At 68.0% G+C, this 14,412-nt stretch carries 16 protein-coding genes and 1 pseudogene; 7 read left to right on the top strand and 10 right to left on the bottom strand.

The annotated features are described in order from the left end of the window. Positions 1-2: 2 nt before the first annotated feature. The gene (locus EAS64_RS17610) at positions 3-650 is read right to left on the bottom strand and encodes a TetR/AcrR family transcriptional regulator (RefSeq protein ID WP_145854076.1); all 648 of its coding nucleotides are present in this window, start codon (positions 648-650) and stop codon (positions 3-5) included. 130 nt (positions 651-780) lie between these two features. Here EAS64_RS17610 and EAS64_RS17605 point away from each other — a divergent pair, with 130 nt between their 5' ends. Both EAS64_RS17605 and EAS64_RS17600 read left to right on the top strand, forming a co-directional pair. After that, a complete protein-coding gene (locus tag EAS64_RS17605; protein ID WP_246115734.1) occupies positions 781-2,394 on the top strand; it encodes an MFS transporter in 1,614 nt (537 codons plus the stop codon). A gap of 45 nt (positions 2,395-2,439) precedes the next feature. Then, on the top strand, positions 2,440-2,859 hold the full coding sequence (locus tag EAS64_RS17600; protein ID WP_246115733.1) for a PPOX class F420-dependent oxidoreductase: 420 nt from the start codon (positions 2,440-2,442) through the stop codon (positions 2,857-2,859). A gap of 11 nt (positions 2,860-2,870) precedes the next feature. Here the strand turns inward: EAS64_RS17600 and EAS64_RS45925 are convergent, their stop codons facing one another. The 6 genes from EAS64_RS45925 to EAS64_RS17570 all read right to left on the bottom strand — a co-directional run bounded on the left by EAS64_RS45925 (position 2,871) and on the right by EAS64_RS17570 (position 6,686). Further along, positions 2,871-3,485: a winged helix-turn-helix domain-containing protein gene (locus EAS64_RS45925; RefSeq protein WP_145854075.1), complete on the bottom strand. Its 615-nt coding sequence runs from the start codon at positions 3,483-3,485 to the stop codon at positions 2,871-2,873. A gap of 116 nt (positions 3,486-3,601) precedes the next feature. Next, the gene (gene nudC, locus EAS64_RS17590; RefSeq protein WP_145854074.1) at positions 3,602-4,579 is read right to left on the bottom strand and encodes an NAD(+) diphosphatase; all 978 of its coding nucleotides are present in this window, start codon (positions 4,577-4,579) and stop codon (positions 3,602-3,604) included. Continuing rightward, the gene (locus EAS64_RS46760; RefSeq protein ID WP_145854073.1) at positions 4,576-4,710 is read right to left on the bottom strand and encodes a M20 family dipeptidase; all 135 of its coding nucleotides are present in this window, start codon (positions 4,708-4,710) and stop codon (positions 4,576-4,578) included. The genes nudC and EAS64_RS46760 overlap by 4 nt, the downstream gene beginning before the upstream one ends. 22 nt (positions 4,711-4,732) lie before the next feature. Beyond that, on the bottom strand, positions 4,733-5,860 hold the full coding sequence (gene purM, locus EAS64_RS17580; protein ID WP_145854072.1) for a phosphoribosylformylglycinamidine cyclo-ligase: 1,128 nt from the start codon (positions 5,858-5,860) through the stop codon (positions 4,733-4,735). Between the two features lie 71 nt (positions 5,861-5,931). Beyond that, on the bottom strand, positions 5,932-6,363 hold the full coding sequence (locus EAS64_RS17575; RefSeq protein WP_145854071.1) for a type II toxin-antitoxin system VapC family toxin: 432 nt from the start codon (positions 6,361-6,363) through the stop codon (positions 5,932-5,934). Continuing rightward, positions 6,360-6,686, bottom strand: a complete 327-nt coding sequence (locus EAS64_RS17570) for a type II toxin-antitoxin system Phd/YefM family antitoxin (protein ID WP_145854070.1) — start codon at positions 6,684-6,686, stop codon at positions 6,360-6,362. Before EAS64_RS17570 ends, EAS64_RS17575 begins: the two co-directional genes overlap by 4 nt. A gap of 150 nt (positions 6,687-6,836) precedes the next feature. Here EAS64_RS17570 and EAS64_RS17565 point away from each other — a divergent pair. Together EAS64_RS17565 and EAS64_RS17560 are read left to right on the top strand one after the other, a co-directional pair. Then, a pseudogene (locus EAS64_RS17565) lies at positions 6,837-6,965 on the top strand (thiamine-binding protein); the annotation flags it as partial. A 71-nt stretch (positions 6,966-7,036) separates the two neighbouring features. After that, positions 7,037-7,360 carry a thiamine-binding protein gene (locus EAS64_RS17560; protein WP_145854068.1) on the top strand — a complete coding sequence of 108 codons (324 nt, stop codon included), beginning with the start codon at positions 7,037-7,039 and terminating at the stop codon, positions 7,358-7,360. 883 nt (positions 7,361-8,243) lie between these two features. Here the strand turns inward: EAS64_RS17560 and EAS64_RS17555 are convergent. Both EAS64_RS17555 and EAS64_RS17550 read right to left on the bottom strand, forming a co-directional pair. Further along, positions 8,244-8,552 (bottom strand): hypothetical protein, encoded by a 309-nt coding sequence (locus tag EAS64_RS17555; protein ID WP_145854067.1) that lies wholly within the window; start codon positions 8,550-8,552, stop codon positions 8,244-8,246. Between the two features lie 214 nt (positions 8,553-8,766). After that, on the bottom strand, positions 8,767-9,318 hold the full coding sequence (locus EAS64_RS17550; protein ID WP_187365982.1) for an endonuclease domain-containing protein: 552 nt from the start codon (positions 9,316-9,318) through the stop codon (positions 8,767-8,769). A gap of 189 nt (positions 9,319-9,507) precedes the next feature. Between EAS64_RS17550 and EAS64_RS17545 the strand changes: the two genes are divergently transcribed. From EAS64_RS17545 to EAS64_RS17535, 3 genes are all read left to right on the top strand, one after another. Then, positions 9,508-10,341, top strand: coding sequence for a hypothetical protein (locus EAS64_RS17545; protein WP_145854065.1), 834 nt, complete (start codon positions 9,508-9,510; stop codon positions 10,339-10,341). Between the two features lie 561 nt (positions 10,342-10,902). Continuing rightward, positions 10,903-11,103: a DUF1737 domain-containing protein gene (locus tag EAS64_RS47165; RefSeq protein WP_145851113.1), complete on the top strand. Its 201-nt coding sequence runs from the start codon at positions 10,903-10,905 to the stop codon at positions 11,101-11,103. 166 nt (positions 11,104-11,269) lie between these two features. Next, a complete protein-coding gene (locus tag EAS64_RS17535; RefSeq protein WP_145852305.1) occupies positions 11,270-12,508 on the top strand; it encodes an IS701 family transposase in 1,239 nt (412 codons plus the stop codon). Positions 12,509-12,929: 421 nt separating this feature from the next. Here the strand turns inward: EAS64_RS17535 and EAS64_RS17530 are convergent, their stop codons facing one another. Continuing rightward, positions 12,930-14,411 (bottom strand): recombinase family protein, encoded by a 1,482-nt coding sequence (locus EAS64_RS17530; RefSeq protein ID WP_145854064.1) that lies wholly within the window; start codon positions 14,409-14,411, stop codon positions 12,930-12,932. Position 14,412 lies beyond the last annotated feature (1 nt).

The raw sequence follows: 14,412 nt of genomic DNA, 5'->3' as shown, positions 1-14,412 counted from the left end.
GCTCAGGTCCAGTGCCCGGCCAGGGCGGACTTCAGCTGCTCTGCGTTGGCCTCGAACGCGGCGAGCATCGCCTCGGCGCTCCCGTCGCCGCCGGTGCGCCACTCCCGGTTGGCGGCGATGACGAGGGCGGTGTAAACGCCAACGGCAAGGCGCGGCCTGCGGTCGGTCTCCGGGTCGACGCCCTCGCGCGCGGCGAGTATCCGGGCAGTTTCCTGGTCCCTGTCGTGCAGGTATCGCAACAGAGCGGCGAGCAGCGACGGCGTGGTGTCGATCAGCTTGATGACGAGCAGGTAGGCCGACTCCTCGGCCGGTCCCTCGTCCGCGGTGAGCGCGCGGAGCGAAGCGCGGAACGAGTTGGCGAGCGCGGTGAACGGCGGCTCGTCCGCCGGCCGCACGGCGAGCTCGCGGATGAACGCGTCCGTCGAGTCCCTGATGAACGACAGCGCGAGGTCTTCCTTGTTCGCGAAGTAGCGGAAGAACGTCCGCTCGGAGACGTCGACTGCGTCGGTGATCTCGCGAACCGCGGTGTGCTCGTAGCCCTTGGCGTCGAACAGCCGCAGCGCCGCGTGCACCAGGGCATCGCGCGTCTGGCGCTTCTTACGCTCACGGCGCTGCGGCTCGGCCACCAGCGCTCCGGACACTTCTCGCACACGTCGATGTTACCTGCATGTCACAAAGTGTCAAGTGGCATGACTTGCAAAGTGTCATAGACTGACATACGGTGACAGGGATTTGATCCGAGTTCTACGGACCCTGCAGGGGCGAAGGGGGAGCAAGGCTGTGAGTCATCCGGTCGATGTCACCGTCACTGGCGCGCACGCGGCTGCCACGCCGGTGAGGCGGAAGGGGGTACGCGGCAACCCCGGCCTGACACTGCTCGCCGCCGCGCTCGGCGTCATGATGGTCGCCATCGACGGCACCATCGTGGCCGTTGCCAACCCGTCCATCCAGGCGCACCTCGGCGCGTCGCTCGCCGACATCCAGTGGGTGACCAACGGCTACCTCCTGGCGCTGGCGGTCACCCTGATCACCATCGGCAAGATCGGCGACCGGTTCGGGCACAAGAAGGTCTTCCTGACCGGCATCGTCGGCTTCGGCGCGACCTCGGCCGCGATCGGCCTGTCCGGCAGCATCGCGAACAGCATCACGATGATCATCGCCTTCCGCATCCTGCAGGGCGTGTTCGGCGCGATGCTACAGCCCACGGCGCTCGCCCTGATCAGGGAGACGTTCCCGGCCCAGAAGCTGAACGGAGCGATCGGCATCTGGGGCGGCGTGATCGGCGCGTCAAGCGCGGCGGGCCCGATCGTCGGCGGCCTGCTGGTGCAGCACCTGAACTGGGAGTCCTGCTTCTACGTCAACGTGCCTGTCGGCCTGATCGCGCTCGCCGTCGGGCTGTTCGTGCTCCGCGAGACCCCGCCATCGCCGGCCGCCAGGTCGTTCGACATCCCCGGCATCGGCCTGCTCACCGCCTTCCTGTTCCTGATGGTCTGGGGCCTCATCAAGGCTCCCGACTACGGCTGGACCTCCGCCCACACGTTCGCCTTCTTCGCCGCCGCGATCGTCGCGCTCATCGCGTTCATCGTCCGCGAGTCCAAGGCGAAGGAGCCGCTGCTGCCGCTGCGGCTGTTCCGGTCTGTTCCGCTGTCCGCCGGCACCGTCCTGGTGCTGACCCTGATGTTCGCGATGTTCGGCGCGATGTTCTTCATGACGTTCTTCATGGAGAACGTGCACGGTCTCGACCCGGTGGCCACCGGCGTCCGGCTGCTGCCGATGACCGGCATGCTCATCGTCGGCGCCCCGCTGTCCGGGGTGCTCATCACCAAGACGGGACCGCGCGTCCCGATGGTCGCCGGCATGCTGATGTCCGCGGTGGCGCTGTTCGGCCTGTCGCGGATCGGACTCGACTCGAGCCTCAACGACACGATCCTCTGGTTCGCGCTGCTCGGCCTCGGGCTCAGCCCGGTGATGGTCGGCGCGACCGAGGTGATCGTGGGCAACGCCGCGGTGGAGCTGGCCGGCGTCGCCGGCGGGCTGCAGTCCACCGCGATGCAGGTCGGCGGCACGATCGGCACCGCTGTGCTCGGCGCGGTGATGTCCGCCAAGGTGAACAGCCTGCTCCCGGCCCGGTGGGCCGCCGCGCGCCTGCCCGCGCTCGACGCGTCGCAGTTGGCGGCGGTCAAGTCGGCCACCACGGTCGGCGTCGCGCCGGTCCGCAACGGCATGTCGCCGCAGGTCGCCGCCGCGATCACGGACGTCACGCACCAGACGTTCATCAGCGGCATGACCGCCTCGTTCCTCGTAGCGTCGCTCGTCGCGATCGGCGGCGCGCTGGTCGCGCTGCTGACGAAGAAGGGGAACGCCCCGGCGGAGGTGCACGCCGTCGTGCACTGAGCCGGCGGCCGGGCTCGCCGCAGCGAGCGTCACGATGGTGGCAGGATGACCATCATGGAGATCGACGAGGCAATCGAGTACGTCCACCGCAACCACAACGCGGTCCTCGCCACCCTCAAGCAGGATGGTTCGCCCCAGCTTTCACCGGTTACCGTCGGCGTCGACGCGGAGGAACGGGTGATCATCAGCACCAGGCAGACCGCCTACAAGGTGCGGCACGTCCGTCGCGACCCGCGGGTCTGGCTCTGCGTCTTCCCGCCCGGCTTCTACGGCCAGTGGGTACAGCTCGAAGGCACCGCGGAGATCGTGGAGCTCCCCGAGGCCATGGACGGCCTCGTCGCCTACTACCGCGGCATCTCGGGCGAGCACCCCGACTGGGACGAGTACCGTGCGGCGATGGAGCGGGACCAGCGCCTGCTGCTCCGCGTCACGGTCACCAAGGCCGGCCCCACCGTCAGCGGCTGATGGCGCCTTGATCAGGGACGGTACTGGTAGCCGACGCGGTACTCGGTGACCAGGCACCGGCCATAGCGGCCGAGCTTCTGCCGTAGGCGGCTGACGTGCACGTCGACCGTCCTGCTGTCGGCGGCGAAGTCCCGCTGCCATACCTGGCGCACCAGGTCGGCGCGGGTGAACACGGTCGCCGGGTGCGCGGCGAGGAAGGCGAGCAGCTCGAATTCCTGGAACGTGAGGGTGATCTCGCGGCCGTCCGCCCAGACCCGTCGCTGATCTCGGTCGAGTAGCAGCCCCGTCCTCGCGGCGTCACCGTCCGCCAGCGCGCTCAGCGTGGGCACTGCGGCGGCGCGGACAGCGGCGGCGGTGACCGCCGTAGCCGTCCCCGCCGCGGTCCCCCCGCCAGGCATCGCGACCGGATAGCCGACGATGGCGAGCGACGTCCCCGTGCCGGGAATCGGGACCACCGCGAGCAGGGTCCCGTCGGCGCCGTGCCCCGGCTCCGCCGTCTGGTCAGCACCGGGCAGGCCGGCGATAGGCAGGCCGACAACGTTGCCAGGCCCCTCGGGGCCGGTGACGGCGCCTGGGCCTTCGGCGTCCGCCTCGGCGCGGCCTAGCGGCCGCGTACCGCTCCGCACCTGCCCTGCCACCTCCTCGCGTGTACCCCGCAGAGGAATACTCTATTAAATTGGTCGGCTTTGTCAAGAAAACGTGCCGCAATCGCGACGCAATAGGTGTAACGCGCTTCGAGCTGCTACCGGCCGCGGGGCAGCCAGCTCGCGGGGCCGTCCGGCAGCTCCGCGCCGTACCAGAACTCGATCAGGCGCCGAGCGATCGACGAGGTAGGCGCCACGCCAAGCTCTCCCGACTCGATCGCCGCGAGCAGCTCGGCGCGGCTGAACCAGCGGGCCTCGCCGATCTCGTCGGCGTCCACCGTGATCCGCTGCCCGCCCTTGGCCACCGACTGGAAGCCGAGCATCAGGCTGCGCGGCATCGGCCACGGCTGGCTGCCCAGGTAGCGAACCTGGCCGACCTCGATCGCGGTTTCCTCGTAGACCTCGCGGATCACGGCGTGCTCGGCGGACTCGCCCGGCTCGACAAAGCCGGCCACCACCGACATCCGCCCCGCGGGCCACAGCGCGTTGCGCGCGAGCAGCAGCCGGTCCTCCGGATCGAGCACCAGCATGATCACCGCCGGGTCGAGCCGCGGGAAGTGCTCGGTCCCGTCCGCCGGGCAGGTGGTCAGGTGCCCGGCGGGCGCCGGCACCGTCGGGGTGCCGCACTGCGGGCAGTGCGTGTGCGTGTCATGCCAGTTCGCCAGCGCCACCGCGTGCGTCAGCAACCCCGCGTCGCGGTCGCTGAGCAGTGCGCCCGCCTGCCGCAATGCCATGGGCTTTGCCTCAGCGGATTCCGAACGGTTGCCTGGTTCCCCAGCTTCCTCACCGCTCACCCCGAAGTAGGCGACGCCGTCCTCATCGACCCCGAGCAGGAACCTGGTGCCCTCCGGGGCCAGCTGCGGCGGCACGAAGATCAGCTCGAGCTGGCCGTCGCGGGTCGCGATGAGTGCCTGGGAGTCACGGACCACGACCACCCTGGTGTCCGGGTCGGCCCACACCGCGTCGATCCAGGCAGCGTCGCCCCGGCGCTGAGTGGCGCGGTCGACGGTGGAGCGGGACAGCGCGAGCCGCCCGAGCGGCCCGTCGTCAAGCTCGCCGGTGTCGTAGGCGGTCACGCTTCGCCCGCCCGCTCGCGAACGTCACGGTGACGGGCCGGATCGGCCGAGACGGAGGGGATGGTCAGCCAGCCGCGCAACGCCGACGGGAAACCGGCGGCGCCTGGCACGTTGAAGTCCCGGACATCCATGGACCTAACGTACCGGGTTGACTCAGCCGAGCGGCTCGAAGGTATCGCCCTTGCCGGTCAGCCCCGCCGCCGTGATGGTGACCGTCCGGCCGGGGGTCGCGGTGACGGTGCCGATGCGGGTCGCGTCCTCGCCCGCGCCCTTGATGGCACCGAGCGCGGCCTGCACCTGATCCTGGCCGACCACGACGCAGAACCCGATGCCCATGTTGAACGTCGCGTACATGGTGGCCGCGTCGACCTCGCCCGCGCTCGCGATCAGGCCGAAGATCTCCGGCGCCGCGGGCAGCGAGTCGAGCTCGTAGGACACGTTCGCGGCCAGCCGCGCGATGTTGAGCAGGCCGCCGCCGGAGATGTGCGCCATGCCGCGCGGCGTGATGCCCGCCGCCCACAGCGCCTCGGCCGCGTTCACGTACACCCGGGTCGGCTGCAGCAGCGCGTCGGCGATCTTGCGTCCGGAGCCGGGCAGCTGGCCGTCGAGGCTGAGCCCGCCCTTCTTGAACAGCGAGTGCCTGGCCAGGGAGTACCCGTTGCTATGCAGGCCGGAGCTCTGCACCCCGATCACCGCGTCCCCCGGCCGCACGTCGCTGCCGTCGAGCGGGGTCCGCTCGAGCGGAACCGCGCCGATCGCGGTGCCGACCAGGTCGAGCGTGGGGCCGCCGTTTTCCGACTTGGCGAGCATCTCCCCGATCTGCGCGATCTCGCCGCCGGGGATGGCGATGCCGGCCAGCTCCGCGCCGAGGAACAGGCCGCGGGCCACCTCATCGAGCACGCTCTCGTCGATCCGGTCGGTGGCGATGTAGTCGAGCAGCGCAAGCGGCACCGCACCGACGCAGATCAGGTCGTTGACGTTGTTCGCCACGCAGTCGACGCCGATCGGCTCCCAGCGGCCGGACTCCTCCGCCAGCATGATCTTGGTGCCCACACCGTCGGTGGTCAGCGCGATCGGCGGCCCGGGCGGCAGGTGCATGATCGTCGCGAAGTAGCCGCTCGCCAGCCCGGTGATGGAGGTGACCATCGGCGACCGCACCTTGGTGCGAGCCAGCCACGGCCGCATGACACGGGAAAACGCGACCTGCTCCCGCTCTTCGTCCACCCCTGCCTCGGCGTAGGCAGAAGGCGTCGGTTCCGGTGACTGAGGCGTCGCGTTCATGACCGAAAGGTTAACGCAGCGGCCTCTCAGCACCTCGACTGCCCCGCACCTCGCTCTATCCCCTGACCAGGTCAGGCTGGCGACAGCACGGGGAGCTCTGCCTGTCGTGCGGCGGCGGCCAGCCGCTTGTCGTAGGTGACGAACGCCGACAGGCTGGCTTGCATCGATGACGCCGCCGCCAGGTGGATCGCGTCAAGCGTCCGCAGGAACGGCTGCCCGATGGCCGCCGCCTCACTGATAACCCGGCTGCTGACCGCGATGAGATCGAGGTGCCCGCACAACTGCTCGGCGTAGCCAAGCTCCGCGCCCAGCTGCGCGCCGTCCACCAGCCGGCCACGATCGTCGTGATTGATGCGGCGAAGCGTCCTGGCCAGCTCGGCCTTGGCTATCTCGGAGGAGAACCACCTGGTCCCTGGCCGCGCGTCGATGAATGCGCCAAGCGCCGCGCTGTGCGCGTCCTCGCGGATCAGCTTCAGTAGCGCGCAGGTGTCGAAATAGATCACGCGCGCTCCTCATCGCGCAGCGCAATCAGCGCGTCTGACGGCGACACGCCGTCCTCCCGTGGCGGCAGCGGCTTCCAGCCGGCGAGACCGCCCGGGTTCTCCGCCGGAATGATCTCTCCGCGCTCCAGCATCTCCGCGTACGCCCGCTCAGCGGGCGTGACAGGGACAAGCCGCGCGATGACCTGTCCGCGGCGGGTGATCTCCGCGGTCACCTCGGCCTCCGCGAGCTCGCCGATGACCCTGGCGGCGTGCTGCTGCAGCTCCCTGATGGTCACCCTGCGCACCGGCCCGGGCGGCGGCACGTCCGCGAGCACTGCTGTCATGTTCGTCACAATATCAGAATGACGTCGTTCTGTTCAATGTGCGTCATTCTGCTGAATGTCATCGAGTGACGCACGACGACGTCGGAATGTGACGCCGGCGCGACAGGCCATGGCACGGCAAGCGCAAGCGCTCCTCGCTAGCCTGGGGTCATGCTGATCGCTTTTTCTGTCACGCCGCTTGGTCTCGGTGAGGGTGTCGGCGAGGTCGTCGCCGAGGCGGTCCGCGTGGTTCGCGCGAGCGGGCTGCCCAATCAGCCCGACGCCATGTTCACGAACATCGCGTGCTTAACGCACTGTTAGCACTAAAAGAAACGCCGCAGCTCAGGACACCTACAGGAGGCCTCTCCGTCATGATCGTCGCGTTCTCGGTCGCTCCGTCCGGTACCGGACGCGCCGACGGCTCCGTCTCCGATGCGGTTGCCGCAGCGGTGAAGATCGTACGAGACTCCGGCCTGCCGCACCGGACGTCGTCTATGTTCACTGAACTTGAAGGTACCTGGGACGAGTGCTTCGACGTCGTGAAGCGCGCCACCGAGGCCATGCTCCCGTTCGGGTCGCGGGTCTCGCTGGTGCTGAAGGCGGACATCCGGCCAGGCTACGAGGGCCAGATCGACTCGAAGCTGGAGCGGCTGGAGGCAGCGATCGAGAAGCAGGACGACCAAGCCAACTCGTGACCTGTTAGATCTGCCACGGGCAGCTGGATTGACGGGGGGTTCCGATTGCGCTGATCATCAACGCGAAGCAGCCGGCGGTGAAGGGCGAAGATGAGCGCGCAACCGACGAAGAAGTGCAGACAGCCGACGTGGCAGTCGGTGAAGGGCACCCTGATCCATCGCTGCGTGTTGGCCGCAGGAGGCAAGTGGCTCACTGTCTGCGACGCTGCCAGACTGAGCGACCTATTCAATCTCCAAGAGCCGAACCTGATAGCCGAAGCCCGCTGGATGGCCCAGCAGCTCGGTCCCGCACTGGAGCAACGCGATGACAGGCTCGTGTGGGCCCTGATCGACTCAGGCGGGCCGTACTGGACCCTGGCGTACGACGACTACCTAAGCCTCCAACCCGAAGGCCAAACGCTTACAGTCGCCGGCCTCGAAAAACCTCGCCGTCACCACCGCGAGCGCGATCCTCGACACGGCCCGCGACGACCAGTGGGAAGACATTCGAACCGAGGTCTCAGACCCTTTCGCGCGCCTGACCTCGTACACCGACAAAGCCAAGAAGGCTTCGAACTGGCGCATTGATCTCCTCGCACATCGGGGACGGCGACCGCCCATGGTCGTGGACCTGAAAACCGGGGACGACCCGGCAGACCGGGCTACATCAACGCGCTCGCCGTCCAGGTCGCCAGCCAGTACGGTCATGAAGTCGCCACGATCATCGACTCCCGCGTTAACCTGCCGGGTCCTGTACGTCGCTTTCGACGGCTCGCACAAGTGGAGCGATCCGACAACGGCCAGGCCGCGGCGAGCCTCGTAGCCTCCCTCTCAGATCCGCAGCACGGTAACCGCCTCTGAGCAGCGGAAAGGCCGTCCAGCGGGGTGGCCTGCCTGCGAGCTGCTAAGGCAGCGCCGTCTCAGCCGGTTCCCGTTGTGGTATCCATGCTCTTGCGGCGGCGATGGCCAGCCAGCACACCTCTTCAATAGTCGCAACCTGTGTACTCTCGGCAGCGGCCTGGATGTGGGTCTTGATGAGCTTCCGCTCGCTTAGGAACCCTCCGGGGAGATGATGCCACCGGGCCTCGATCTCGGCCATCCGGTCGGCCGCTTCTAGCCGCTGAATGTACCGTTCGCCAGACTGGCCCTCACCAGCCAGGTACGTCTTGTTGGCCTGGTCCCAGTCGATGATGTCGCCGATGATGTCGTGCACTGGCTGGTCTCGCTGTCTTCGTCACCAGAGGAACTTGCGGGGAATCCGGTCGCCGGCCGCGCGGACGCGGTCTACTGCGGTCGCACCTGCCGGGTCCGCGCGCACCGGGCACGCTCCCAGCCCTGCGCAGGGATGGACTAGGCAGCCGTAGGTAGATGCCCCGACGGGATGGAGGCATTACAGCCGCCGCCCGCGTCCTGCTCACACAGGGCTTCTACGCCATGCTCGACGGCCGCCCCGTCTCCGCGTTGCAGTCCACGCAACGACGACGCCACTCTCGGTAGCGCGGTATATTCCTGCGTCCTGAATCCACCTCCTCCATTATCCGGTTGCAGGAGGAGCAGACGGAACCACGGCACCAGTGGTGATCCTGGCAGTGGTCAAGTACCAGGTCCTTGCCGAGGCCGCAAAGAGGGCACGGCCCGTGTTTAGAAGCCGCTTTCCGCGAGCGGTCATCGTACGGGATGGGTGGCACGATCGGCGTGAACAAGCTCGACACGGTGACGGTGAGCTGCTCCCGCAATGCCCGCTGGTACCCTCTTCTCTGCTCTGTTCTGTCCCGCCGGCTGGTGTCGCCGACCCGCGGGGGCAGGCGAAGGAGGTAGCGGAACGCCGCCTCGTAGACTTGCCCGCCGTAACTGGTGGCGTCCAGGGCGTCGAGGATCGCTTCTACCGAGGGAGCCGGCGCGCCGTAGGTAGTTCGATCGCGGGGCGGGCCTTCCGCCGTAAACACCGGCTCTTTACCACCGGTGTTTGTGTCGTCCATGACCGGCACAATAGGGAGAACCTCTGACATTCCAGTCACAACTAGCAGCGGCTAAGCGACATTGCCGATAAGTGACCGAAAGTGGATACTCTGGGAACTCTGTGCAACTGCGGGACGGGAGTCTCCTGAGCTTCGATCGTTACCGGGTTCCCGAAGACACCGGGATTGCCCTGAGACGGGTGGACTGGCATGCAGGTCGTGTTCTGGGTTGTCACCGCTGTCGGGTTCGCGCTCGCTGAAGTCTGCACGGTGCTGGCCTGGTTCGTGGCGGGGGTGGTGCTACGCGGCTGCCAGTCGCTGATGATCGACGCGCGCCTGTTCAAGTTCATGCGCCGGTTCGGTTTAACAGACGCGGCAACGGGCTTGTCGCAGATGCGGAAGATCGCGCACCGCAACCCTCGGATGATCCTGGCTATCTGGGGAGAGGCAGGGTTCGTCATCCTCACGGCGCTTGCCATGACCGCTACAGCGCTATGGGTGTCCGTCGGGGCGCTGTCGGCACTGACTCCACCCGGCCTCCTGCCCGACGGCTGGGAAACCCGGACAGCCGTCACCGCGGGCATCCTGATCCTGGCAAGCGCGGGCTGGTTCTACCTGCGCGGAATCGGCTACGCCATCACGTCCGAATCTCGCGGCAGGGGCAGCCTGCCCCGGGTTGTCGTACCCGGCCTGACCCCGGCGGCCCGCCGGGAACTGGCGCTGAACATCTACTTCCACGCCGCTCTCCAGCGAGGCGCCATCCTGGCGGCGGTGTTGCCGACCATCCTCACAGGCGTGGCCGACAAGGGACCGTCCCCAGTGCCGGCCCCGGGCTGGGCGAGCTGGCTGATCGTGCTGCTGTCCGTGGCGTTCATGGCGCCGGTCGTCTACGTCTTCCACCGGCTGTGGTCTTCAACCGCATCGCCGACGAGATCTGCTGGCTCTTGGACCCCCAGCTTGCGAAGAACGCCCGAAGCTCCGGCCCGCCCCTGTTCTTCCTCGCGGACCCGCTGCGCTTCACGCGATCGGCCCTTGTACGCCTGACCAACTACCTGGTCAGCGCCGCCTGGGCACTGGACGCACGCCAGGGGGCCGACAACGACCCGCACCCGCTCTCAACCCTGTTCCGCGCGGCAGCCGACGACATCCGGACGTTCCTGCCTGCGCAATGAACGATCCTGGGCTACCGAGATGCCCGGGAGCGCCCGCTGGGACGCATCGCGACCGCCGCCAACCGCGCGACCGAGAAGATCAAGGGAACGGCGGACGTGGTCAAGGCCATCGGCGTCATCGTCGTATTCGCCGTCACCTGGGCGCTCTTCGCTACCCACCACGTGAACATCAGCTACGTGGGCGGCCACATGCCGTGACTTCCAGCGCGCCGGGAGCATTGATGCCCGACATGGACGAGCTTCCCTTGGGCGACGGACTTAAGTAACCGTCGCCCCCAGCCTATGCGCTCCGCAGTCGGCTTGCCATCGGATTGACCTGTGGGGGCCGCGGGCTGAGGAGGGCGGCTTAGTACTCCAGCCGTAGATCGTGATCTGGCTTAGATGGGCGGGAGCCGGGCCGACTGGGGCGAAGGTGGTCTGGGAGGCTGGTTGCATGACTGTTCCCCCGGATGGGCTGCCGGTGTACCGAGTCCTTACTGGCCCTGATGACGCGGCGTTCTGCCGTCGGGTCAGCGATGCGATTGCCTTGGGGTACCGCCTCCACGAAGGTCCCGCTGTGACGTTCAACGGCGAGCGAGTGATCGTTGCGCAGGCGCTGGTATGGCAGGGAGCCGGTGAGCTTCCTGCGGGCTAGCGCGCAGCACGCCCGGCCGCGGGCTCGTGATCGCAGGCGTGTCGGTGCTGGAAACTGGACGGCCACCGTCTGATCATCGCGGTTTGTGACGACTCGTGATGATCTTCTGGTGGCCGCTGGCCCCAGCGTAAACCCCGGCCGGTGGCTGGGGATACTCGATGACCTGATGGCCCGGGCGGGATCCCGTTTCCGCAGGGTGGAGCCGCGCAGGCGGGCGCGGGCGTTCGTACTTGGCCTGCTGTCGGAGCTGCCGAAGGTGAACTGCTGGACGATCGCCGAGCAGGCCGGCGATTCCTCGCCGGACGGGATGCAGCACCTGCTTGCCCGGGCGAAATGGGACGCCGGCGGGGTCCGCGACGACGTGCGCGGGTGCATCGTCGACGTCCTGGGGGATCCCGGGGCGGTGCTGGTCATCGACGAGACCGGGGACCTGAAGAAGGGCACCGCCACCGCAGGCGTGCAGCGGCAGTACACCGGCACAGCCGGCCGGATCGAGAACGCGCAGGTCGCGGTCTACCTCGGCTACGCCGCCCGGGGCGGGCGGGCCCTGATCGACCGGGAGCTGTACCTGCCGAAGTCCTGGACCTCTGACCTGGCCCGCTGCGCGGCGGCCGGGATCCCCGACGGCACGGCGTTCGCGACGAAGCCGCAGCTCGCGAGGCAGATGATCGAGCGGGCGGTCAGCGCGGGCGTGCCGTTCGCCTGGGTCGCCGGCGACGAGGTTTACGGAGATAACGGCTCTCTGCGCGGCTGGCTGGAAGAGGACGGCATCGCCTACGTGCTCGCGGTCGCCTGCCGGCACATGGTCCCCGCCGGCGGCGGCCGCACCCTGCGGGCCGATGAGCTGGCCGCCCGGCTGCCGAAACGCGCCTGGCAGCGGCTGCCGGCCGGGCAGGGCGCCAAAGGCCAGCGCTGGTACGACTGGGCCTGGATCACTGTCGCTGATGACCGGCCCGGGCACCGGCACCTGCTGGTGCGCCGCAACCGCTCCACCGGGGAACTGGCCTTCTACCGCTGCTACGGCCCGCAGCCGGTCACGCTCGCCGCCCTGGTCCAGACCGCCGGGCTGCGCTGGACCATCGAGGAGAACTTCCAGGCCGGCAAAGGGCTGACCGGCCTGGACGAGCACCAGGTCCGCCGCTGGACCTCCTGGTACCGGTGGGTCACCCTGGCCATGCTCGCCGCTGCCGTCCTGGCCATCGCCACCGCGACCGAGGACGCCGCCCCCGACGGCCTGATCCCGCTGACCAGGAACGAGATCGCCCACCTGCTCGCCACCGTCATCATCCGGCCCGGCCACGGCACCGCCCATCGGCTGCACTGGTCACGCTGGCGCCGCCGCCACCAGCACCGAGCACGGACCTGCCACTACAAACGGCAAGCGGCCCAAGATCAGTCAACATAACGATCTACGGCTGGAGTATTAGGCAGTCACGGAGCTTGCGGGCCCGCGGCCCTTTCCCCATCGCTCTCCGTGATCATAGAGTTTTTCGCCCGCCTACCGGGAATTTCTCGTGGCCGTTAGCATTGGGCCGGTTTACGGGAACGAGACATACGGACCTCGCCGTCGTCGACCAGCCGTCATTTGTTTCCGGCCTACCCATGCCAGGTGGAAGCTGTCCCAGCCTGCCGACATATCAAATGAGAAACCGACACCGTTACCGACAGCTCACGCGAGAAACCGACAGGTCTACTGAGAACTGAGAGTCACCGGTCCTGCCATGATCGTGGTGGCCCGTGGTCTCGGGGTCTTTCGTTTTCGTATTGGGTGACGTAACGAATAGACGAAACGAAACGTTAATGGCTGTCTGGGCGGAAATGCTGCGCTACTCGATCGTGATGCGGCGCACGATGTCGACCTGGTCGGTGCTGCCCCTGCCCCCTTGGGCTGGCTGTATCACCAAGTGCTTGCCCCGCAGCGCCATCTTGAGCAGGTCTCGCCTTCCCTTGTAGTCGGCGATGTCCCACCGCTGCTGCCACTTTGCACGGCTTGCTCCCAGTGACTGTTGTGTTCCGGGGACGGGGCCGGGATCGGGGAGTGCGGCGCGTTCGGCCTGGAGGTTAGCGATGCGTTCATCGGCTGGCTTGATGACCAGGTCGTAGCGGGCGAGTGTGATCTCGCCTCGTCCTAGGCGATCGGTGAGAGCTTTCGCCACCGCTTCAGCCTCAGCGATTTTGATGTCGAGTTGGAGGGCTTCGCTGGCTGCCTCGTAGGCGGCATTCTCGATCGCGTCGGCGTTGCGCGTGTCCGACAAGATCTCAACCACGAGCGCGCGTGCCGCTGAATCCAGTGCCCGCTGGTCCACTTCGGTCTTTCCGCACCCTCCGGCAGTGGGGTTGCACCAGTACGAACGGCTTACCGATCCATCCGGGTAGGGCTTGAGGCCGTTGCGGGTCCGGCCGTGGAGGATGTGGCCGCAGCCGGGCTGCCCGCAGACGGCGAAGGACGAGCAGAGGTAGTGCGGTGAACTCGGACGCCCGCGCCGACGCGCGGCGAAAATCGCGGTTGCCCGGTCGAAGTCCTCCTCGGAAACGATCGGCTCACCAGGAAGACGGCCAACGACGGACGTCAGGCCCGACGCGGGGTCGGTGTAGATGATCCTGCCGCAGTTCCGCTGGCGGGTGAGCAGCGTCTTCAGCGCCGGGCGCGTCCACGGCCTGCCCTGAGTCGTGGGAATCCCCCGCGCGTTCAGGTCCGCTATCAGCGCGTCTTGCAGTTCGCCCGCCAGAAACCGGGCGGTCAGTTCCCGCAGGATGGCAGCCTCGTCCTCGCGCTGGGTGACGCGGTCGTCCTCGAAGCCGAATGGCCGCGCCGAGCCGTTCGGCTCGCCTGCCATCGCCTTAAGCTTCTTCCCGCGGGCGCTCCTGGTGGACAGGCGGTCGGAGTAGTAGGCGGCGGCGTTGATCGCGTCGCGGAACGCCCTCTTGCCGTTCGGGGTCCGCAGGTCGTACTCGCTCTCGCTGTCCAGCACCAGCAGGCCCCGAGCGGCCACCCCGATCATCCGCTCGCCATCCTTCGGCTGTCGGGTGAACCGCTCCAGGTCGAAGACAATGAACCCGCCAGACACACCACGCTCAAGCCGGTCCATCAGCTCGTCCCACGCCGGACGCTCGATCGCCGGGTTCCACGCCGAGGGACCGGGGTCAACCAAAACCTTGCCCTCCGCAAGACCAAGGTCGGCAAGGCGGACCCGGCATACCGACACCTGGCCGTCGGTCGACGGTTCGCGCTTCTCGTTGCGCTTGAGCTGACTGACACGGGCGTAGACATCAATCGAGCGGTCTGAGCGAACAAGTTCGGCGGCCACG

This window comes from Trebonia kvetii, from assembly GCF_007827045.1.
Classification (GTDB): domain Bacteria; phylum Actinomycetota; class Actinomycetes; order Streptosporangiales; family Streptosporangiaceae; genus Trebonia; species Trebonia kvetii.
Note: the sequence above shows the minus strand (reverse complement) of the source record. Positions and strands in the feature narration are given on the sequence as shown.

Coding starts and splice junctions, on each gene's coding strand:
- EAS64_RS17600 (WP_246115733.1), top strand. CDS start 2,440: ATGACCATCATGGAGATCGACGAGGCAATCGAGTACGTCCACCGCAAC.
- EAS64_RS46760 (WP_145854073.1), bottom strand. CDS start 4,710: ATGGATGTCCGGGACTTCAACGTGCCAGGCGCCGCCGGTTTCCCGTCG.
- purM (WP_145854072.1), bottom strand. CDS start 5,860: ATGAACGCGACGCCTCAGTCACCGGAACCGACGCCTTCTGCCTACGCC.
- EAS64_RS17570 (WP_145854070.1), bottom strand. CDS start 6,686: ATGACAGCAGTGCTCGCGGACGTGCCGCCGCCCGGGCCGGTGCGCAGG.
- EAS64_RS17560 (WP_145854068.1), top strand. CDS start 7,037: ATGATCGTCGCGTTCTCGGTCGCTCCGTCCGGTACCGGACGCGCCGAC.
- EAS64_RS17550 (WP_187365982.1), bottom strand. CDS start 9,318: ATGGACGACACAAACACCGGTGGTAAAGAGCCGGTGTTTACGGCGGAA.
- EAS64_RS17545 (WP_145854065.1), top strand. CDS start 9,508: ATGCAGGTCGTGTTCTGGGTTGTCACCGCTGTCGGGTTCGCGCTCGCT.
- EAS64_RS47165 (WP_145851113.1), top strand. CDS start 10,903: ATGACTGTTCCCCCGGATGGGCTGCCGGTGTACCGAGTCCTTACTGGC.
- EAS64_RS17535 (WP_145852305.1), top strand. CDS start 11,270: ATGGCCCGGGCGGGATCCCGTTTCCGCAGGGTGGAGCCGCGCAGGCGG.